The organism is Amycolatopsis azurea DSM 43854 (assembly GCF_001995215.1).
Classification (GTDB): domain Bacteria; phylum Actinomycetota; class Actinomycetes; order Mycobacteriales; family Pseudonocardiaceae; genus Amycolatopsis; species Amycolatopsis azurea.
Genome location: NZ_MUXN01000024.1, coordinates 307131 through 327584, shown reverse-complemented (window position 1 = coordinate 327584; position 20454 = coordinate 307131). Strand labels below are relative to the sequence as shown.

General features: G+C 69.5%; 20 protein-coding genes. 9 read left to right on the top strand and 11 right to left on the bottom strand.

The window, feature by feature from the left end; translation table 11 throughout:
• The first annotated feature begins 17 nt into the window (after positions 1-17).
• A complete protein-coding gene (locus B0293_RS31710) occupies positions 18-731 on the top strand; it encodes a class I SAM-dependent methyltransferase (RefSeq protein ID WP_005151247.1) in 714 nt (237 codons plus the stop codon).
• A gap of 316 nt (positions 732-1047) precedes the next feature.
• Here B0293_RS31710 and B0293_RS31705 read toward each other — a convergent pair whose 3' ends face one another.
• Positions 1048-1779: a dienelactone hydrolase family protein gene (locus B0293_RS31705; protein WP_005151249.1), complete on the bottom strand. Its 732-nt coding sequence runs from the start codon at positions 1777-1779 to the stop codon at positions 1048-1050.
• Between the two features lie 182 nt (positions 1780-1961).
• On the bottom strand, positions 1962-3197 hold the full coding sequence (locus tag B0293_RS31695; protein ID WP_005151250.1) for a tyrosine-type recombinase/integrase: 1236 nt from the start codon (positions 3195-3197) through the stop codon (positions 1962-1964).
• Between the two features lie 298 nt (positions 3198-3495).
• Between B0293_RS31695 and B0293_RS31690 the strand changes: the two genes are divergently transcribed.
• On the top strand, positions 3496-4632 hold the full coding sequence (locus B0293_RS31690) for a coiled-coil domain-containing protein (protein ID WP_005151252.1): 1137 nt from the start codon (positions 3496-3498) through the stop codon (positions 4630-4632).
• 39 nt (positions 4633-4671) lie between these two features.
• On the opposite strand, the gene B0293_RS31685 is transcribed toward B0293_RS31690, so the two are convergent.
• Both B0293_RS31685 and B0293_RS31680 read right to left on the bottom strand, forming a co-directional pair.
• Positions 4672-5493 carry a S1 family peptidase gene (locus B0293_RS31685; protein WP_005151254.1) on the bottom strand — a complete coding sequence of 274 codons (822 nt, stop codon included), beginning with the start codon at positions 5491-5493 and terminating at the stop codon, positions 4672-4674.
• 151 nt (positions 5494-5644) lie between these two features.
• Positions 5645-6424, bottom strand: coding sequence for an SDR family NAD(P)-dependent oxidoreductase (locus tag B0293_RS31680; RefSeq protein ID WP_005151256.1), 780 nt, complete (start codon positions 6422-6424; stop codon positions 5645-5647).
• Positions 6425-6509: 85 nt separating this feature from the next.
• Here B0293_RS31680 and B0293_RS31675 point away from each other — a divergent pair, with 85 nt between their 5' ends.
• On the top strand, positions 6510-7361 hold the full coding sequence (locus B0293_RS31675) for a helix-turn-helix transcriptional regulator (protein ID WP_005151258.1): 852 nt from the start codon (positions 6510-6512) through the stop codon (positions 7359-7361).
• Here the strand turns inward: B0293_RS31675 and B0293_RS31670 are convergent.
• Positions 7320-8531 (bottom strand): PucR family transcriptional regulator, encoded by a 1212-nt coding sequence (locus tag B0293_RS31670; protein ID WP_005151260.1) that lies wholly within the window; start codon positions 8529-8531, stop codon positions 7320-7322. The genes B0293_RS31675 and B0293_RS31670 overlap by 42 nt on opposite strands.
• Positions 8532-8683: 152 nt before the next feature.
• On the opposite strand from B0293_RS31670, the gene B0293_RS31665 reads away from it, so the two are divergent.
• On the top strand, positions 8684-9514 hold the full coding sequence (locus B0293_RS31665) for an SGNH/GDSL hydrolase family protein (protein ID WP_005151263.1): 831 nt from the start codon (positions 8684-8686) through the stop codon (positions 9512-9514).
• Between the two features lie 71 nt (positions 9515-9585).
• On the opposite strand, the gene B0293_RS31660 is transcribed toward B0293_RS31665, so the two are convergent.
• The gene (locus B0293_RS31660; RefSeq protein WP_005151265.1) at positions 9586-10767 is read right to left on the bottom strand and encodes a S8 family peptidase; all 1182 of its coding nucleotides are present in this window, start codon (positions 10765-10767) and stop codon (positions 9586-9588) included.
• A 267-nt stretch (positions 10768-11034) separates the two neighbouring features.
• Here B0293_RS31660 and B0293_RS31655 point away from each other — a divergent pair, with 267 nt between their 5' ends.
• Together B0293_RS31655 and B0293_RS31650 are read left to right on the top strand one after the other, a co-directional pair.
• Complete coding sequence (locus B0293_RS31655) at positions 11035-11838, top strand: pentapeptide repeat-containing protein (protein WP_005151267.1); 804 nt, start codon at positions 11035-11037, stop codon at positions 11836-11838.
• A gap of 116 nt (positions 11839-11954) precedes the next feature.
• The gene (locus B0293_RS31650; RefSeq protein ID WP_005151269.1) at positions 11955-12908 is read left to right on the top strand and encodes a helix-turn-helix transcriptional regulator; all 954 of its coding nucleotides are present in this window, start codon (positions 11955-11957) and stop codon (positions 12906-12908) included.
• Here the strand turns inward: B0293_RS31650 and B0293_RS31645 are convergent.
• Entirely contained in the window at positions 12887-13825 is a 939-nt protein-coding gene (locus tag B0293_RS31645) for an AraC family transcriptional regulator (protein WP_005151272.1), read from the bottom strand. The genes B0293_RS31650 and B0293_RS31645 overlap by 22 nt on opposite strands.
• An 81-nt stretch (positions 13826-13906) precedes the next feature.
• Between B0293_RS31645 and B0293_RS31640 the strand changes: the two genes are divergently transcribed.
• Together B0293_RS31640 and B0293_RS31635 are read left to right on the top strand one after the other, a co-directional pair.
• Positions 13907-14734, top strand: coding sequence for a Rossmann-fold NAD(P)-binding domain-containing protein (locus tag B0293_RS31640; RefSeq protein ID WP_005151273.1), 828 nt, complete (start codon positions 13907-13909; stop codon positions 14732-14734).
• Between the two features lie 32 nt (positions 14735-14766).
• Positions 14767-15258, top strand: a complete 492-nt coding sequence (locus B0293_RS31635; RefSeq protein WP_005151274.1) for an anthrone oxygenase family protein — start codon at positions 14767-14769, stop codon at positions 15256-15258.
• 40 nt (positions 15259-15298) lie between these two features.
• On the opposite strand, the gene B0293_RS31630 is transcribed toward B0293_RS31635, so the two are convergent.
• Genes B0293_RS31630 through B0293_RS31620 form a run of 3 tightly spaced genes read right to left on the bottom strand, consistent with a single transcriptional unit; the run spans position 15299 to position 18397 of the window.
• Positions 15299-15991: a GNAT family N-acetyltransferase gene (locus tag B0293_RS31630; protein ID WP_005151275.1), complete on the bottom strand. Its 693-nt coding sequence runs from the start codon at positions 15989-15991 to the stop codon at positions 15299-15301.
• 43 nt (positions 15992-16034) lie between these two features.
• Complete coding sequence (locus B0293_RS31625) at positions 16035-17267, bottom strand: RNA polymerase sigma factor (RefSeq protein WP_005151276.1); 1233 nt, start codon at positions 17265-17267, stop codon at positions 16035-16037.
• The gene (locus tag B0293_RS31620; protein WP_005151277.1) at positions 17264-18397 is read right to left on the bottom strand and encodes a glycosyltransferase; all 1134 of its coding nucleotides are present in this window, start codon (positions 18395-18397) and stop codon (positions 17264-17266) included. The genes B0293_RS31625 and B0293_RS31620 overlap by 4 nt, the downstream gene beginning before the upstream one ends.
• A gap of 53 nt (positions 18398-18450) precedes the next feature.
• Between B0293_RS31620 and B0293_RS31615 the strand changes: the two genes are divergently transcribed.
• The gene (locus tag B0293_RS31615) at positions 18451-19464 is read left to right on the top strand and encodes a coiled-coil domain-containing protein (RefSeq protein WP_005151278.1); all 1014 of its coding nucleotides are present in this window, start codon (positions 18451-18453) and stop codon (positions 19462-19464) included.
• Between the two features lie 153 nt (positions 19465-19617).
• On the opposite strand, the gene B0293_RS31610 is transcribed toward B0293_RS31615, so the two are convergent.
• Positions 19618-20412, bottom strand: coding sequence for a TetR/AcrR family transcriptional regulator C-terminal domain-containing protein (locus B0293_RS31610; protein ID WP_039915476.1), 795 nt, complete (start codon positions 20410-20412; stop codon positions 19618-19620).
• Positions 20413-20454: the final 42 nt, after the last annotated feature.

Genomic DNA, 20454 nt, shown 5'->3' with positions numbered 1-20454 from the left:
GTGCCATATTGGGCCATATGTCAGCCACTCCCGAGGTCGCGGAAAACGACTACGACAGCTTCGCCGAGGCATATGCGGCCGAGAACGAGACCAGTCTCAACAACGCGTATTACACGCGACCCGCGATCTTGAACCTGGCCGGGGACGTGTCCGGCCGGCGGATCCTCGACGCGGGCTGCGGCGCGGGCCCGATCACCGAAGCCCTGCGCGACCGGGGCGCCATCGTGACCGGATTCGACTCCAGCGCCAAGATGGTCGAGCTGGCCCGGCAAAGGCTCGGTGACGACGCCGACGTCCGGGTCGCGGACATCGACAGCCCGCTGCCATTCCCCGACGGCGCGTTCGACGACGTCGTCGTGGCCCTCGTCCTGCACTATCTGGAGGACTGGACCGCGCCGCTGGCCGAGATCCGGCGCGTGCTGAAACCCGGCGGACGGCTGATCCTGGCGGTCAACCACCCGATCATCTACAAGCTGATCCACCCCGAAGCCGACTACTTCAAGACCGTCAAATGGACAGACGAGTACACCTTCGACGGGCAGAAGGCCGTGCTGACGTACTGGCATCGTCCGCTGCACGCGATGACCGACGCCTTCGCCGCGGCCGGTTTCCGGACAGCCGTCGTCAGCGAGCCTCCTCCGGCGCCGGAAGCGTACGACCTGTTCCCCGAGGAACTCGCGGGACGGAAGGCTTTCCTGAGCTTCCTGTTCTTCGTACTTGAGGCTGTCTGACGAAACTCGGAGTGGTGAGGACGGTCGGAGCGGACCAGCATTTACCGACCTATGCCTGACCTGCGCGAGGGTTGGCGGTTCCGCGGCTGCCGTTGCCCGGACCGCCCCTGCCTCGGACCTTGATCAACGGAGGATCCGGGACACTCAACGTCCTCGATCCTCCGTTGATCAAGATCGTGCCGGTCATGTCCGGCGGCAGACGAGGTGACGGGGGAGGATTCCGGACGCTCAACGTCCCAAATCCTCCACACACGACCGCCAGCCACACTCGGGAGTGGTGAGGATGGTCGGAACTGCCCACACCACTCCCGAGGCGTTACTTCAGATGCCGCGCGAAGAACCGGTTCCCGGGCTCACTCTCGAATTGCGGCACGCCGGTGTGTCCACCCATGTTGGCGTGCAACGTCTTCTCTTTCGAGCCGAAGGCGTCGAACAAGTCCAGGGCCTGCTGCCGGTCGTTCCCTTCGTCGTCCCACTGCAAGAGGACATGCAGCGGAATGGTGAGCCGCCGGGCCTCGTCGAACGTGCTGCGGGGCACGTAACTCCCCGCGAACAGCAGGGCGGCCGCGATCCGCGGCTCGACCAAGGCCAGCCGGACGCCGATGGCGGTCACCCCGCCCGCGATCCCGACCGGACCGTCGATCTCGGGTAGCGCCAGAAGGGCGTCCACTGTGGCCTGCCATTCCGGGACCGCTTGGTCCACCAGCGGGAGAACGAGCCTCTGGATGACGTCCTCGGTGACCGGCTCGCCTGCCCTCACGGCTCGCTGCAGGTCGGCGCGGGCCTCGTCGACGGTGGCCAAACGGGGCCTGTCGCCGGCTCCGGGAAGCTCGATGGTCGCAGCGGCGTAGCCCTCCGCCACGGTGCCCAGTGCCCGGGCCGCCAGGCGGGGGTGCATCTTGCCCAGTCCGCCGGGGTGACCGAGCAGGATCAGCGGAACCGGAGCGGAGACGGACCCGGGAGTCCACAGAACGCCCGGGATCTCGCCGAGGGTGAACTCGCGCTCGAGGACGTCGCCGTCGAGGCGCTGTTCGGAAGTGAAGTGCATGGTCGTGCCTTTCGGGAGTGCTCAGAAACGGCGCTCCCGGACGACCTATCGCCCGACCGTGACCCCAGAGGGGAGCACCCATGTCATCAGGTTCACGGGTACCACCTCCTCGTTCTGTCGCACGGTCCCTGGAAAGCTAGCAACGATCACTTCGATTCGCCAACGGGTTTTCCCGCCCCGTGTCAGGTCGATGCCGGATGCCACGCGTCGGCGACCAGGTCGACCGCGCTTCGCGCCGGGTCCCGGGCGGCGTGGTCGTAGACGCCACTGGTGGTGTCGATGCTGGCGTGACCGACATCGGCCTGCACGTGCTCCAGTGACGCCCCCGCCTCCACCGCGGCGGTGACATAGAAGTGCCGCAGCGCGTGCGGGTGCATCATCTCCGCCACACCGGCCAGATCCGCCCCGGCGCTCGCGGCGACCCGGCGCAGCAACTGCCAGACCGCCTGCCTGGCGAACCTGCGTCCACCTCGGGTCACCAGCAACGGCCGGTCCGACACGGCACCGCTGCGCTTGCCCGCCACGATCGCCGATCCCGCCCCGTCCGCGCGCAGCGCCAGATACTCCAGCAGCGCGTTCTCCGCGGGCACACTCAGGTAGACGACCCGGACCTTCCCGCCCTTACCGCGCACCCGCAGCGCCCGCCGCCCCCGGGTGACGTGCAGGTCGGCCTCGTCCAGACCGCACAGCTCGCTGACCCGCAACCCCAGCGTGAACAACGCGACGATCGCGACCGCACGGGCGACGTCACACGCGCTCGCACCCCTGCGCGGTGCCCCGGCCGCCCGGTGCAACGCCGCTACCTGCCGCGTCGTCAGTGTCACCGTCGCCGACGTACTCGCCGCCGCCGCGGTGAGCCCCAGCCGCCGCCTGTCCAGTGCCGCAGGATTCGCCGCCACCACACCCGCATCCGCGAGCGACGCGTACATGGTCTTCACCGTGGCCAACATCCGGTCCCGCGTCGACGGCGCCGCCCCCGCGTTTTCCAGGTCGCTCAGCCACTTCTTCACCTGTGCCGAGGTGGCCGCTGTCGGATCCACGCCGCCGGCCGCGCACCACCGCAGCCAGTGACACGCCCGCAACCGTCCCCGGCCTGCGGGCGGAGGTCCCACCCGCCGCGCCGGCTTGGTCGCGGGCGCCACGATGACAGCCTGCGCGTAGTCGGCCACCGCGCGGGCCCATCGATCCGAAGCAGTGATGTCGGGCTGTACCCAGGCGCCGATGTCGTCGGCACTGACCGGCAGGCCCAGTCCCTCCGCGTAGGTCCGCCGGGTCTGCTGGTTGCCATACCCGGTCAACCACTCGGTGATGCCCGAAAGCAGGCCGGCCGGATCCGCCACCCCCGGCCAGACTTCGTTCTCGCCCGCGAGTTCTCCGGGGGAGACAGCGACGGAATCGGCGCCGGACAGGAGTTTCATCCGATCACCGTAGTGGTCGCGTTCACAGCGATCGCGGCGGCTTCGGATCGTCACCGTGACGAAACGGGGTGACCATCAGGGGACCGCCGACTCTGCCTGTTACCGGCGGTAACGGCAAACGCGTTTTCAGGTCGCTGATTCGGCGGGCGATCGGGCGCTTCCTAGGCGATATCGAGAGGAAAAACGGGCCGATCGGAACTTAGCTACAAAATGTATCTTCTGTAGCTAAGTACAGTTAAAGTTAGCAGTACTGCAACCTGGGTTATGGGTTGTATAACTAACAAGGTAAGCTCTGGGTATGGGTGAGAACGAGGGCGCGGTTGTCGATGAATATGTGCCGGAGCAGGCACGATGCGGGTTTCGGAAGTGCCGCCAGCCGCTGCCGCCACCGGGACCGCGCGGAGGCAGGCCCTATGAGTTCTGCCCGGACCGGACGTGGCCGGGCGGGAAAAGCTGCAAGCAACTGGCCGCGGCCGAACAGGCTCTACGGGAGGCGCTGGGCGACGACGCCGTGCCGGCCGGGGCGCTGACCGACGCCGGGCAAGCCTTCGATCAAGCCGCCGCCGCGGTGACCGGCCCGCTGCGCACGTTGAGCAACGCACTCGACGCCGTCACCGCGCACCTACGCGACGAGATCGGATCGGCCGTCAACCAGGCCGACGCCGCCCGGGAGGCCGCGGCAGAAGCGGACCGGCAGCGAGACGTCGCGCTGGAACGGGCGGCCGAGGCCGAACAGGCCGCCGAGCAGGCAGCGGAAGCGGCTCGGGTGGCTGCGCAGGCCGAGAGTCTGGCCAAGGCGACCGCGGACGAGGCGGTCGAGGCCCGGTCCGCCGCCCAGCTGGCGCAGGCGACAGCGGAGTCGGCCACCGCGGTGATCACGCAACGCGCGAAAGAGGTCACCGAGGAAGCGGCGGAACAGCGGACCCGGGCCGACAAGCTGGCTGTCACACTCGCCGCTCGCGGTGAGGAACTGGCGACACGAACCGCGGAACGAGACGCCGCGCGGACCGCCCTGGCCGAAGCGGACGAGCGACGCAAGACGTGGGAGCGACTCCTGGACACGCAGAAGCGCGAGCTGACCGCGGAGCTGGACGCCGTCCGGGCGCAGCTACGCGATCAAGATGCCCGCCACCGGGAAGCCGTCGCCGAGCAGACGGCACGCGAGACCGCGTCACGGACACAACTCGCGGAGGTCCAGACCGAGCTGACCGCCGCGCGCGGGCAACTCGCCACTGCCCAGGTCAAGATCAGCCAATCCGAGGCGCTGCACGATCAGGTCACCGTGACCCTGTCCCGGATCCGAAAGCGTGCGCTTGCCGCCACAACGGAACCGACCACACCACTGCGAGATGACCTGCTGCTGATTCTTCTCGGCGACAACCCTTCGGAGAAGCCGGCGTCAGCGGAGCCCGATACAGGAAAGGTCTCCGGGTGAGGGCGTGCTCGACACCCTTACCCGGAGACCCAGGTGGAATCAGCCGCGCCCGTGGATGGTGCGGTGGATCCAGTCCGCGTAGGCGGGCACGCTGGTGTACAGGCCGGGACCGTTGGCGCAGGGCACGTCGTCGTCGCCGGGACCGGAGGTGACGCCGATCAGCTCCCAGCGCCCGTGGTTCCCGCGCTGGACCTGCGGCCCGCCGGAGTCACCCATGCACGCCATCGCGCCACGCTTGCGGCTGACGGTGCACAGCCGGGTCGAATCCGCGTAGCCGGGCGAGCATTCGGACACTGCCCCGCGACGGGTGTCGAGCTGCTGGAGCCGCTCGGGGAACACCGCTTCGGTGATGTCAGCGGTGTCGACCGTGGTCCCGAAGCCCATCAAGCGGGTCGGCGTACCGGGACGGCCGGGACGATCGGCGATCCGGATCGGCTGCTGAGAGACCGGCCGATCCAGGCGCACCAGCGCGATGTCGTTCTTGTTCGGCGAACCCGGCTCATATCCGGGATGGCGCACCCAACGGTCGATCGTGCGCACGGTGCCGCCGGAGGTGCGCCGCTCGCTGCCGATGCGCACGGTCCCTTCCGGCCTGGCGGGGTTGCGCCCCGGGTCGACGCAATGCGCCGCGGTCACCACCCACCGCGGGTCGATCAGCACCGCTCCGCAGACACCCTTGGCGTTGTTGAGTTCGGGCACGACCTCCGGGATCGAGGCCATGAACTCATAGCGCTCGGTGGAGTTCTTCCCGTTCACCACCGCATCGGCACTGCCGGCCGCCGCGATCCCGCAGAAAGCTCCCACCAGCGCGACACCGGCGGCACGGACCAGGTTGCGGCGCACAGAAGCCACTCTCGACATGCATTTCCTTTGTTCGAAGACTTCGGATCGATCGAGTCCAGCCTCGCCGTCCGCTGCGTCTTGAACCATGGAGCCTGCCCGCCGATCCGTGGTGGGGACGACGCGACACCGGGTGGTAGCCCAGGCGCTACCACCCGCTTTCCGGGCCGGCTCAGGACAGCATGCCGCCGTCCACCCGCAGGACCGTGCCGGTCACGTAGGAGGCGCGGTCGCTCAGCAGCCACGCGGCGGCCTGGGCGATCTCCTCGGGTTCGGCCACGCGCCCGAGCGGGGTCCGGGCGTTGAGCTGGTCGAGGATGCCCGGCGAGCTCTCCATCCACTCGTTGAACATCTCGGTCATCGTCGTACCGGGGGCGACACCGTTGATCCGGATCCCTTCCGGACCGTAGGTGACGGCCGCCGAGGCGGTCAGGCTGTTGACGCCTCGTTTCATCGCGCCGTACGCGGGGAGATCCGGGTTGGCCATCAGGCTGCCGACACTGGTGTTGTTGACGATGGCCCCGGTTCCCGCGGTGGCCCGGATCGCCTCGATCTCGGCGAGCATCGACAGCCAGGGGCCTTTGAGGTTCACCGCGTAGATGTGGTCGAAATCGGCCTCGGTCACCCGGTCCATCGGGCCGGGCGGCACGTTCGTCGCGCCGTTGTTGAACGCGACGTCGAGCCTGCCGTGCAACTCCACCGCACGGCCGACGGCCGCACGGATGCTCGCCGCGTCGCCGAGATCGCACACCACATGGTCCGCGACGCCACCCTCCGCGCGGATCTCTTCGGCCACCGCCTTCAGCTGGGACTCGGTGCGGGCGGCGAGTACGACACTGGCGCCCTCCCTGGCGAACAGCCGCGCGGCGGCGGCTCCGATCCCGCGTCCGGCACCGGTGACGAAGGCGACCTTGCCGTCCAGCAGGCCCGAAACAGTCGTTGTGTTGGTCATGGCACCGAGACTTCACCCGCCCTCGGCGCCTATCCAGGCATCGGCGGTACCTGGCTGGCGCCCCGGCATCGTCCACACTGGAGAGGTGGACAGACGACAACTGGCGGACTTCCTGCGCAGCAGGCGCGAGCGGATCACCCCTGCCGACGTCGGCCTTCCCGCCGGGCCGCGCCGCCGGACGCCGGGGCTGCGTCGCGAGGAGGTGGCGCAGCTGGCGTTCATCTCGACCGAGTACTACACGCGGCTGGAACAGGCGCGCGGTCCCCGGCCTTCGCGCGAGGTGCTGGCCGGGCTGACCCGGGCGCTGCGACTGTCGGATGTGGAACGCGATCACCTGCACCACCTCGCCGGTGCGCCACCGGGGCCGCCGCCCGGCCCGTCGCGGGAGGTCCGGCCGAGCATTCTCGCGTTGTTGCGGCGTCTTCCGCAGGCGGCGGCGATCGTGCTGTCCGCGACCTACGAGGTGCTCGCGTGGAACGACCTCGCCGCGGCGCTGATGGAGGACTTCTCCGCACTGCCACGACGTGACCGCAATCTCGTGCGCCGCGCCTTCCTCGGCCCGAGGCCGGAAGGCAGGCGGTTGTACGGGGTGTCCGACGTCGAAGAGTTCTCCGCGAGCGCGGTCCGGAATCTCCGCGCCACCGCCGGCCGCTACCCCGACGATCCCGAGGTCACCGGGTTGATCCGCGAACTCCTCGACGGCAGCGAGGACTTCGCGCGGCTGTGGGCCGCGCACGACGTCTGCGCCGCGCCCACCCTGTGCAAGACGTTCCGGCATCCGGTGGTCGGCCCGGTCAGCGTGAACTGCGACGTGCTCGACATCAGCGACCGCGACCAGCAGGTCGTCATCTACACCGCCGACCCCGGCACTCCGTCGGAGAACGCGTTGCGGCTGCTATCGGTCGTCGGGACGCAGCGGATGGACGTCCCGCTCTGAGCGCGTCGTGACCAGCGGGTCGATCCTCAGCGCGATCGCCAGCGCGAAGCGGCCTGCCGGATCGTCGATCGTGCCACCGAAGAGCGTCCGCAGCTGCCGGATCCGGTAGCGGACGGTCTGGACGTGGACGTGCAGCTCGTCGCCGATCGCCTGTGGCTGATCGGGCCGCGCGAGCCAGGCCGTGAGGGTCGCGGTGAGCCGTTGCCTCGCCGGTTCCGGCAACTCGGCCAGTGGCGCGAGAACGTCCTCCGAGAACTCGGCGGCCAGTTCGGGATCGGCGGTCAGCAGCAGATCGATGCCGTGATCGGTGGTGTGGACGAGGGCTTCGCCGCCGAGGGCGCCGGTGCGGGTCAGCCGCCACAACGCGGTCGCCCGGCGGGCGCTCAGCGCGGCCGAACGCAACGGCACCACCGGGCCCACCCCGGCCTGCTCGTCGCCGAGCAGATCCCGCAACCGGCCGAGGTACCACTCGATCCGGTCGGTGGGCATGGCCACGGCGGTGAGGTCGTGATGACGGCCGACCAGTACCCGTCCCGGCATCCGGTCCAGCAACCGCGGTGCGACGTCGCCGCTGGTGACGGCGATGACGAGACTCCCGGGCAGCACCCACACGGCCTGGTTCGCGGCGCCGTCGAGCTGGTCCGGGTCGGCCGCCGGTTCGGTGAGCAGGAGTCCGAGGAGCCGGTCTCGTAAGGCCTGCCCGGCCCGTGCCGCCTGTGACCGTGCTTCGGCGTAGCCCTCCGCGGCCGCGGCCGAGAGTTCCGCGATGAAGGCGAAAAGGGCCTCACCGAGTTCGACGATCGCCTCGGTCGGCAGATCCACTGCGGGCGCCGCCGAGGTCAGCTGCCGCCAGACCCCGAGAGCCGCCGACTGATAGAAGCCGAGCATCTCCTCCAGGCTGCGGCCCGCGGTGAACTGGGCCCGGCCCTGCGCCCGGTAGACCTCGCAGTCGGTGGTGCTGTCGGGTTGGCCGATCTCGGCGAAGAAGGCGTCGAGCGCGACGTCGAGGGTGGTTTGGACGTTCGCGACGGTCCGGTCGTCCAATGGGGTCCGCAGCCCGGCGCGGACCTGGTCCATCGCGGCGGCCGCGATGGCGGCGGTGTCGGGCCCCAGCCGGGTCAGCACGGAGGCGTCCAGCCGGCGCCACGGCCGTGCCGACGCCTTCGTCATAGAGGCAACCTACAAAACTCCGATCAGGAACGCGCGCCTCCGTTCTAGTGGTTCACCCGCTCCCGGCGGACCCTGACCGCAGCATTCGACGACGCATGCTGGAGGTGGCTGTGACACGTTCCCACTTGAGAAGACTCGCTCTGATCGCCGCGGTGGCCGGCACCGCACTGACCCTCGTCGGAATCGGGACACCGGCTCTCGCCGCGGCCGAGAGACAGGTGTACGTCGCGATGGGTGACTCGTTCTCGGCGGGCTCGGTGGTCCTGCCGCAGTCCGATCTGTTCACCTGCGCCCGGTCCGCGATCAACTACGCGGCCCTGCTGGCGAAGGAGATCAAGGTCGACGAACTGCGGGACGTCACCTGCGGCGGCGCGACCACCTCGGACTTCACCAATCCGCAGAAGGGCATCATCTCCGGCACCAACCCGCCGCAGTACAACGCGCTCTCGGCCGACACGACCCTGGTGACCGTGGGCATCGGCGGCAACGACATCGGGCTGGTCGGGCTCGCGACGTCGTGCGTGAACCTGCTGCCGGTGGGCGCGTCGTGCAAGGCGGCCAACACCGCGGGCGGGGTGGACAAGTACGCGACCAAGATCGACGCCTTCGCCGCGACGTACGGCACGGTGATCGAGCAGATCCGCCAGCGCGCGCCGCGGGCGGAGATCGTCATGGTCGGCTACCCGACGGGGATCAAACCGCGCGGCTGCTGGCCGCTGGTCCCGGTCCTGCCGCAGGACGCCGACTACATCCAGGCCAATATGGACCGGCTCAACGCGCGGATGGCCGAACAGTCCGCCGCGCACGGTGCGAAGTACGTCGACATCCGGACGCCGAGCATCGGCCACGACGCCTGCCAGCCGATCGGTGTCAAGTGGATCGAAGGGTTGATCCCGTCGGTGGTGAACAACAGTTTCGCGCCGCTGCACCCGAACGCCGCCGGGCTCGCGGCCGTGGTGCCGAGCATCCGCAAGGTGCTGTAGCGCCGTTTCGGACCTCGTGAGTGGTAAGTGACGTTCTAACGTCACTTACCACTCACGAGGGGCTCGCTCGGTCAGGCGGTCGGCGCCCAGTACAGGAGCCGGTTCGGGGAACCGGAGCCCGGGTTGGTCACCTTGCCCGTGGTGGCCGCGTTGATCAGCGCGGTGGCCACCTGCGCGGGCGTGGCGGTCTTGTTGTTCTGCAGGTAGCGGGCCGCGACGCCGACCACGTGCGGGGTCGCCATCGAGGTGCCGCTGATGGTGTTCGTCGCGGTGTCACTGGTGTTCCACGACGACGTGATGCTCGTACCCGGCGCGAAGATGTCGACCAGGTTGCCGTAGTTGGAGAAGCTGGACCGCGCGTCGGTGTTGGTGGTCGAGCCGACGGTGATCGCCTGGGTGACGCGGGCGGGGGAGAAGCCGGAGGCGTTCGCGTTGGAATTACCGGCGGCCACGCCGTAGGTGACGCCCGCGGCGATCGACCGGCGGACGGCGTCGTCCAGCGTGGTGGAGGCACCGCCGCCGAGGCTCATGTTCGCCGCAGCGGGCTTGACGTGGTTCTTGGTGACCCAGTCGATGCCCGCGATGACACCGGCGGTCGTGCCGCTGCCGGAGTTGTTGAGCACGCGGACGCCGTAGACCGTGGCGCCCTTGGCGATGCCGTACTGCGAACCGGCGATGGTGCCGGCGACGTGGGTGCCGTGGCCGTTGCCGTCCTGGGCGACGGCGTCGTTGTCGACGAAGTCGTAGCCGTTGCGGGCCCGGCCGCCGAAGGTCTGGTGGCTGATCCGCACGCCGGTGTCGATGACGTAGACGTTCACGCCCGCGCCGGTGGAGGTGTAGCTGTACTTGTTGTCGAGCGGGAGGTTGCGCTGGTCGACGCGGTCGAGACCCCAGGACGGCGGGTTGGTCTGGGTCGCGTCCGCGTGGACGACCTGGTTCTGCTCGACGGACGCCACCGACGGGTCGGCGGCGAGCCGCTTGGCCTGCCGCTCCGAGAGCGTTGCGGAGAAGCCCTTGAGCGAGCTGCTGTAGACCTGCTCCACCTTCGCGCCGAAGCGGTTCGCCAGCGCGCCCACGACGCCGGTGTCCTTCAGCGTGACGATGTAGCTGTTCGGGATCGCCTCGGCGGACCCGGCGGCGAGGATCTGTCCTTCGGCGGCTTGCGCGGGAGCGGCGGTCACACTGATCGCCACCGCGACCGCGCTCGCCAATCCGGCATGGGACAGCCAACGCGCTTGTCTCATCTCTCGCATGTGTTCGTCCTGTCGTTCGCAGGGGACCGGCCGGTCAAGACCACAGCGGCGGAAGCGGCCCAGCTCGACCGCATGGGATGGCATCTGCCGATCCCATGGGGATCGAGGTTATGGAGCGTTCGGCATGTCCGATATCGACTGAATGGGGCAGGACCAGACCTTCGTCTGGCGGCCATTGGCGGCGGGTGCCCTGCACGGAAAGTGCACCCCCGCCCCTCCGTACCCTGTGGATGGAACACCTGCCGAGCATCTGGAGCCCGAACCACCGTGCCAGCCCTTTCCGCCCTGCGCGCCGACTGCGAGAACTGCTTCGGCCTGTGCTGTGTCGTCCCGGCCTTCGCGGCGTCGGCCGATTTCGCGATCACCAAACCGGCGGGCCAGGCGTGCCCGAACCTGCGTGAGGACTCCCGGTGCGGCATCCACGACAAGCTCCGCACGAAGGGCTTCACCGGCTGCACGGTCTATGACTGCTTCGGTGCGGGCCAGAAGGTCTCCCAGGTCACCTTCGAGGGCGAGGACTGGCGAAAGGCGCCGAAGACGGCGAAGTCGATGTTCGCGGTCTTCCCGGTGATGCGGGACCTCCACGAGCTGCTCTACTACCTCACCGAGGCGGCCGCGCTGCCGACGTCGGCCCCGATCCGCGACGATCTGGCCGGGATGATCGACCGGACCGAGCGGATGACCCTGGAAACGCCCGGCGTGCTGCGGAAGACGAACGTCCACACGCACCGGGGCGACGTGAACGGCCTGCTGCTGCGCGCGAGCGAACTCGCCCGCGCCGGGGTGCCCGGCAAGAAGAAGGACCGGCGCGGCGCCGACCTCATCGGTGCGAGGCTCAAAGGCGCGAACCTGCGCGGCGCGCTGCTGCGCGGGGCTTATCTGATCGGCGCGGACCTGCGAGGAGCCGATCTCCGGCAGGCCGACGTCATCGGGGTGGATCTGCGTGACGCCGACATCCGCGGCGCGGACCTGCGCGACGCGCTGTACCTGATCCAGTCGCAACTGGACGCGGCCAAGGGCGACGCGACGACGAAACTTCCCGACTCCGTTTCCGCTCCCGCTCACTGGTAGTCGCGTTTCGTCCTCTGAATGCGGTAGTTGGCATCGAGAACTACCGCATTCAGAGGACGAAACGCGAGGGTGAAAAGTGCGCATCAGGTGAGCGGTTTGCCTGCGAGACTGGGCGCATGCGTGCCGATCGCCTGGTGGCCACCCTCCTGCTGATGCAGGCCCGCGGCCGTGTCACGGCCGCCGAGCTGGCCGACGAACTCGAGATCTCGATCGCGACAGCCAGGCGTGACCTCGAAGCGCTGTCCTCGGCGGGAGTCCCGGTGTATCCGCAACCCGGTCGAGGTGGCGGCTGGTCACTCGTCGGCGGCGCGCGGACCGACCTCAGTGGACTGTCGGCGTCGGAAGCTCAGGCGTTGTTCCTGCTCGCGGGCCCGGCCGCGGCGATCTCGCCCGAGGTCAAATCCGCGCTGCGGAAGCTGGTCCGGGCGTTGCCGGACACCTTCCGTGCCGACGCCCAGGCGGCCGCCGACGCGGTCGTCATCGACCCGTCGCGGTGGGGCGAGAGGGAGAAGGAACGGCCGGAACCGCTCACCGTGCTGCAAGCCGGGATCGTGCGGCGCCGCAAAGTCCGGTTCGGCTACGCGAAGAAGGGCTCGGAACCGGTCGAGCGGGTCGTGGATCCGTGGGGGCTCGTGGACAAGGACGACGTCTGGTACCTCATCGCCGGTACCGAGAAGGGCCAGCGGACTTTCCGGGCCGATCGCATGTCCGAGGTCGAGGTGACCGACCTGCCCGCTGGGCGGCCGGACGACTTCGAACTGTCACAGGCCTGGGAGCAGGTGGTCGATCAGGTCGAGCGGCGTCGTTCGGGGCTGGACGCGACCGTGCTCATCGCCGAGCGATATCTGCCGATCCTCCAGGACCACTTCGGACGGCAGGCGCGCGTCGAGGAGACGCTCGACGACGGGCGGGTGCGGGTGACGGTGTCGGCGCCGGTGGCGTGGATGATCGCCCAGCAGCTCGCCGGCTGGGGCTCGATGATCGAGGTGCTGGGCCCGCCGTCGGTCCAGGAGGAACTCGCGCGGATCGGCGCGGAACTGGTCGAGCGTTACGCGACGCCGGCGCGGTAACCCTGCGGGCTGACGCCGTGCTCGCGTTTGAACGCGGTGCTGAGCGCGAAGGAACTGCCGTAGCCGACCTGCCGCGCGACCGCGCCGATCGTCACGTCGGGATGCTGGCGTAGGAGATCCGCGGCGAGCGCGATCCGCCAGCTCGCGAGATACGCCATCGGCGGTTCGCCGACCGCGGCGGTGAACCGCCGGGCGAACGCGGCCCGGGAGACGCCGGTGTCGGCCGCGAGACTCGCCACCGTCCACGGCTCGGAAGGCTTGTGCTGCAACAGTTTCAGCGCCCGTCCGACGACGGGGTCACTGTGCGCGCGGTACCAGGCGGGTGCTTCGGCGCCGGGCCTGTCGAACCAGGTCCGCAGCGCGGCGACCAGAAGCAGGTCCAGCACCCGGTCCAGGACGGCTTCCTGCCCCGGCGTGTCCTTGACGATCTCCCCGGCGAGCAGCGACACGAGTGGGTTCTCCCATTCGTCGTCGCGCACCACGAGCATCGGCGGCAGCGCGCTGAGGAGCCGCTTGCTGATCTCGCCTTCCAGCGGGTACGTGCCGGTGAGCAGCACGACGGGGCCGTCAGGGTCGCTGCCCCAGGTACGGACGCCGAGATCGGACAGCTCGGTGAGGTGCTTTCCTTCCGGCGTCAGGCATTCCTGTCCCGGCAGGATCATCGCCTGCGGCGGGGTGGCCGGGTCGTCCGCGACGAGATACGGATCCGGGCCGCGGGCGATGGCGATGTCGCCGGTGCCGAGCCGGACGGCGTCGCCGCGATCGGGGACCACCCAGGACTCGCCGCGGACCTGTGCCATCACCGTCAGCGGCGCCTCGTCCTCGATGCGCAGCGACCACGGCGGGGTCATGACCGACTTCAGCAGGAACGCGCCGCGGGCGCGGGGTCCGTCGAGCAGACCGGCGAGGGGATCCATGCCGAGAAGTGTAGACGATGAAACATGGAAGAGAGCCTCTGAACTATGTTCCGTCTCATTCCGAGACGGTTGACTAGTGCCATGACAAACACGAAGAACAACGAGACGGTCCTGGTCCTCGGCGCGACGGGCAAGACCGGGAGCCGGGTGGCGCAGCGGCTGACCGACCTCGGGATCGCGGTCCGGAAGGCTTCGCGGCCCGTGTTCGACTGGAACGACCGGTCGACCTGGACCACCGCGGTCACCGGTGTCAGCGCCGCCTACGTGACCTACTACCCCGACCTCGCCTTCCCCGCCGCGGCCGAGGCGATCCGCGACTTCTCGAAACTTGCCGTGGAACACGGCGTCTCCCGGCTGGTCCTGCTCTCCGGCCGCGGCGAGGAGGAAGCCGTGGTCAGCGAACAGGGTGTGCGGGACTCCGGTGCCGAGTGGACGGTCGTGCGGGCCAGCTGGTTCGCACAGAACTTCAGCGAGCACTTCCTGCTGGAACCGGTGCTGGCAGGCGAGATCGTCCTGCCCGCCGGGCAGGTGACCGAACCGTTCATCGACGTCGAGGACATCGTCGACGTCGTGGTGACGGCACTGACCACCGACGGGCACCACGGCGAGGTGTACGAGCTGACCGGGCCCCGTTTGCTGGGTTTCGCGGACGCGGCGGCGGAAATCGGCAAGGCTGCGGGGCGGGATGTCCGGTACGTTCCGGTTTCCGCGGCGGAGTTCGCGGCTGGGGCGGCCGAGCAGGGTGTGCCGGAAGAGGAGATCGAAGGACTGACCGACCTGTTCACCCGAGTCCTCGACGGCCGGAACGAATCGCTCACCGGTGACGTCGAGAAGGTACTGGGCAGGCCCGCGAGGGACTTCTCCGACTACGCCACGAAGGCCGCGGCCACTGGGGTCTGGAATCGATGAATCAAGCGGTAATCGGAAGAAAGGCGACGGGAATGTCGACGCTGAGCGAGATCGTCCTGATCGCGGCCGTCATCGCGGCGGGATTGATCGCGGGGCTATTCTACGCCTACACGTGCTCGGTCATGCCGGGGTTGGCGCGGGCCGACGCACGGACGTATGTGACGGGGATGCGGGAGATCAACATCGCGATCCTCAACGGTTGGTTCGCACTCGGCTTCGGTGGCGCACCACTGCTCGCCGCGGTGGCGGCGGCACTGCACTTCAAGTCGGACCTGCGGGCCGCGCTGCCGTGGATCATCGCCGGATTCGTCCTGCTGCTGGTGATGCTGATCGTGACGATGGCGGTCAACGTGCCGCTGAACAACGCGCTCGAAGCGGGTTTCGACGGCGACAACACCGACTTCGAGGCACTGCGGTCGAAGTTCGAGGGTGTCTGGGAGCGGTGGAACCTGGTCCGGACGATAGCCGGGATCGGTGGCTTCGGCGCTCTGGTCGGCGGGCTGATCGCGCACGTTCGCGCCTGACCCGTGTGTCATGAGCTGACCCTTTTTCTTTCGGTACCTGTCACCCACCGACGAACGACGTCTTCGCGGACAGACACTGGGCGATGAGGACGGTGGCGTGCCGGGTCCAGCCCAACGCCGAATAGAGCTGCTGGCCGTCCGCGGTGGCGATGAGGATCCCTGTCGTCGCCCCGCGCGCTGCGGCGTGTTCCGAGAGTGAACTCATGACCACGCGGCCAAGGCCGCGGCGACGATGATCGGGGACGGTTTCGATCCGGTCCGCGATCGCGTCGGAGCCGACCACCGCCATGGTGCCTCTGGCCGCGACGCCTGAGCGGGGATGCCGCACGACGGTCTCGACCACCGGCCCGTCCACGGTGGTGATGCACGTGTAGGGCGGCGGAGCCGAGCGTCGTGGATGCTGGTGCAGGTGGCTGCTCATGAGCGATTCGCGCTCGTCTCGCAGCTCCAGTCCTGCGTCGCGCGCGATGGTCTCGACCGCCTCGGGCCGGTTCGTCGGCACTGTCAGCCACGTCGGGCGCGACGCCGCGGCCACCTCGCCGGCGAGACTGCGCAGGGAGTCCGGATCGTCGTCGGGGTCCATCGCGATGATCTCGCGATGCCGGTCCGGGCGCTCGAGCAGAACATGCAGCCCGCCCCGGGCCTGCTCGGCAGGACGGAATCCTTGGGACACACCCCAACCCGCCTGCCAGCGACGGATGAGGTCAGGCAACGATTGCACCAGGTCGGCCACGGCGACCAGCTAAGCATGCGGCTCCGGCCCGGCACCTGAGCACTCAGGATGTTTCGGCGAGTTTGCCCGACAGGTACGCGCGCTCGACGTCGGTGCCCGCGAGCGCGAGCGCGTCACGGTAGGCGTCGGCGGCCTCGTCGAACCGGGCGAGACGCCGGAGCAGATCCGCGCGGGTCGCGGGCAGCAGGTGGTAGCCGGGGAGGTTGTCGTCCGCGGTGAGCTTGTCGACCAGCTCGAGCCCTGCCTCGGGGCCTTCGGCCATGGCGACGGCGACCGCCCGGTTCAACTCGACGACCGGTGAGGGCATGAAACGCAGCAGTTCCCCGTAGAGGGCGGCGATCTGAACCCAGTCGGTGTCGGAGGCGCGGGCCGCCGTCGTGTGACAGGCGGCGATGGCGGCCTGGATCTGGTAGCGGCCCGGGACTCCGCGGCGGAGCGCGGTCTCCAGTATCTCGGTGCCTTCTGCGATCTCCGCGGCGTTCCAGCGGCCGCGGTCCTGGTCTTCGAGCGAGACGAGCGTGCCCTCCTCGTCGACCCGTGTGGTCCGGCGCGCGTCGTGCAGGAGCAGCAGGGCCAGGAGGCCGAGGACCTCGGGTTCGCCGGGCATCAGTCCGGCGAGGATCCGGGAGAGCCGGATGGCCTCCGCGGACAGGTCGGTCCGCATCGGATCGGTGCCCGCGCTGGCCGAGTATCCCTCGTTGAACAGCAGGTACAGCATCCCCAGCACCGCGGCCGTGCGTTCGGGCAGCAGCTCCGACCGCGGGACGCTGTACGGGATGCCCGCGGTGCGGATCTTCCGTTTCACCCGCACCAGGCGCTGCGACATCGTCGCTTCGGAAACGAGGAAGGCGCGGGCGATCTCGGCGGTGGTGAGCCCGGCCAGGGTCCGCAGGGCGAGCGCGACCTGACCTTCCAACGGCAGCGAAGGGTGGCAACAGGTGAAGATCAGCCGCAGCCTGTCGTCGTGGACGCCGCTCTCGTCCCACTCCGGCTCGGCGGCTGCGGCCAGGTGGGCGGCTTCCCGCAGTTTCTCCGCGCCGACGGCCTCCCGCCGGATCCGGTCGGTGGCGCGGTTGCGCGCGGTCGTGGTCAGCCAGGCGCCGGGTTTCGCCGGGACCCCGTCGCGGGGCCAGGTGCGGAGCGCGAGGGCGAACGCCTCCTGGACGCATTCCTCGGCCAGGTCCCAGTCGCCGGTGACGCGGATCAGGGTGGCGACCACCTGCCCCGACTCCTCGCGGAACGCCCGGGTGATCGCGGTGTCGAGGTCGGTCGTCACCGGAGCAGCCCCTCCAACAGTGGAATGACCGTCGCCGGTGGTGGGTACGCGGTGACTTCGTCCCGCAGCCGGGTGGCCGCGTCGCGGTAGGACGGTTCCTTCAGTACTGAGGTCACGGCGTTCCGAACGTCCTCCGGTGTCGCGTCGATGACGTCGAGGACCGTGCCGAGCCCGAGTTCGGCGACGCGGTCGCCGTTGTGGGGCTGGTCGGCGCCCATCGGCAACACCACCATCGGGAGTCCGTGCGCGATCGCGCCCAGCAGGCTGCCCGAACCGCCATGGGTGACGACCGCGTCGCAGTACGGGAGGACGTCGTCCTGCGGCAAGTACTTCGCGAGGTGGATGTGCTCGGGCTGTGGGCCGAACTCGGTGGGGTCGATGAGGTTCCCGACGGTCACCACGCAGGTCGCGTCGACCTCCCGCAGCCCGGCCAGCACCCGGGCGAACAGGTCACCGGATTCGGTGTTGAAGATCGTGCCGAGGGTGAAGTAGATCGTCGGGCGGTCCTCGACGTACCAGTCCGGTGCGGCTCCGCGGCCGGGAACGGGGACGTGGAAGGACTGCGCGGTCGGCGGCAACGGAAACCGGGGATCGCGGAAGCTCGCGGGGAACGGCGAGAGCACGAGATGGCGGTACGCCGACTCCAGGTTCCGTTGCGGGGCAAGCCCATGGACGGCGCGAACCTCGTTGAGCGCGTCGTCCACGAGGTCGGGCCGGACGAGAGCGCCTGCGGCCATGACCAGGACGGTCACGTGGGGGAGCCCGAGCTTTTCGGCGGCGATCATCGAGCCGAGATCGGCCTCGTCGCAGACGAGCAGGTCCGGAGCCCAGTGTTCGCTGAGCGCGAGGACGTCGTCCGCGCGCAGAGGCGCGGTGCGGCGGACGAAACCGTCGCGGAAGTCGGCGTCCTCACGGTCTCGGTCCACGGGGAGCAACGGCCTGCGTTTCCCGTCGCTGCCCAGGTTCGGGCCCGACGGGAACGCGGTGAAACCGGCCGCCTCGACGATCGGGATCATGGACGGCTCGCCGGTGAACGCGATCGTGTGGCCCGCGTCGGCGAGATCGTGGGCGAGGGGGACGAGCGGCCGGAAGTGACCGTTGCCGCCGGCGAAGGTGAACAGGACACGCACGAGAGCGACCCTATCGGCAGGACCGGGGGTTCTCCCGGCGTTACGCTGCTGACGTGATCGATACGGACGCCGACGAGGTCCGGCTGTGCGCGCTGGAAGGCTGCGAGAACCCCTTGCCGCCGCCTGCGGTGGACGCCGAGGGGAAACGCAAGGGCGGGCGGCCTTCGGCTTACTGCAGCAAGACACACGCCGACGCGGCGTCGCGGGCCCGGCGCGCGGCCGCGGTGGCGAGCGTGGCGGACCCGCTGCTCGAGGTCCGCCGGATCGCCGACGAGTTCACCCCGACCGCGACGTCGCTCGTGGACTTGCTGGCCGCGATGCGCTTGCGGTTCGACGACGCCGACGAGGCGGCGCTGGGCCGGGTCACCGAAGCGGAGTCCGAGGCGGCCGTCGCCCGGCGCGAGGCCGAAGACGCCCATCAGGCCGCGGCGAAGGCAGACACGGCGCGAGCGACCGCGCTGGCCGCGTCGCGGGACGACAAGATGGCCAAGGCCAAGGCGGAACGCGCCGCCGAACAGGCCTTGAAGGACGCGGAGGAGACCCGCCAACGGGCATGGAGCGAGATCGCCGCCCACGAACGCGCCCGAGGCGCCGCCGAGGCCGCGACCGTGGCGGCTGAACGCGCCCGCGACACCCTGACCACCGAACTCGAGACGCTGCGCGAGGAATTCGCGGTCGCCCGGGAGGAAAAGCACCGGCTGACGGCGGATCTGGGCGAACGGGACACCGCGTTGGCGCGAGCGGCGGCCGAGCTCGAAGCCTCGGTGGACCGGCTCGGCGAGGCGAAGGCAAGGGTGACGGTGTCCGAAAAGGACTCCGCCGGTCTGCGGGCCGAGCTGGACCGCGTGCGGGCCGAACTGGCACAGGAGCACATCGCCCGCAGCCTGGCCGAGGCGCGGGTGACGGCGCTGGGCGAGGAACTCGAGCGCGGTCAGGCACGGGCGGTCGCGGATCAGGCTCGGTACGACGATGTCGTCCGGCGGCTGGCCGGACTCGCCCGCCCTCCCGCAACCGACGACGCGGTGTACTTAGAGGGACCTCCGGCGGTGAGCGGCGAGCTCGGCTAAGACAGCCTCGTGAGTACGTGAAGGCCCCCTTGCTTGCGCCAGGCGCAAGCAAGGGGGCCTTCACGTACTGGGCAAGGTGTGAAGGTCGAGTTTCCTCGGCTGAGCCGAGGGAAGGGGGCCTTCACGGACCGGGCTCGGGCCTGAGACACCGTCTCAAGAGGACAGTTCGGCTCCGTTGGCGTCCGAAGCGCCGTTGACCAGTTGCTCGACCCCGTCCAGGATCCGCGCCAGGCCGAACCGGAAGGTGTGCAGCGGCGCGCTCGCCGCTTGGTGCGCTTCCCCTGCCGCCTGCCCGATCCGCGCCGCCAGCGGGAACAGTCCCGCGTCGGCCTCCGGGATCTCCGCGAGCACCGGCGCGCTGGCCGTCCACCACTCCATGTCCGTCAGCCCGGACCGCCGCACGAGGCTCGCCGATTCGACCGAACCCCGGGCGATGCCCTGGACGAATCCGTTGACCATCGCCACCACGGCGTCCATCTCCAGATCGGTGAGCCCGATCGCGTCGACGGCGGCCAGTTCGCGTTCGTGCTTGGCGAAGGTGTGCGGGCCGAGGGGGAGGCGACCGGTGGTGAGCTGGAGCAGCCACGGATGCCGGTGGTACATCTCCCACGCGTCCTCGGCGAGGATCGTCATGCTGACCCGCCAGTCGTGACTCTCCGGCGGATCGGTCAGTTCGCCGTGGACTCGGTCCATCATCAGGTCGAGCAGTTCGGCCCGGCTGTGGATGTAGGTGTAGATCGTCATGGGGGAGACGCCGAGCCTCTCCGCACCCCGGCGCACCGACAGCGCGCTGAGGCCTTCGGTGTCGGCGATCTCGATCGCGATGGTGACGATCTCGTCGATGGTGAGCTTGGGTTTGGGCCCGCGTCGGGGCTTCTCCCGCACGCCCCAGAGCAGCTCGATGGTCCGCCGTGGATCGCCCGCCCCGGTCTGGTCCGCGTCCGTCATCACTTTCTCTCTACGCTGTACAGAGTTGTGTTACCCTGAACT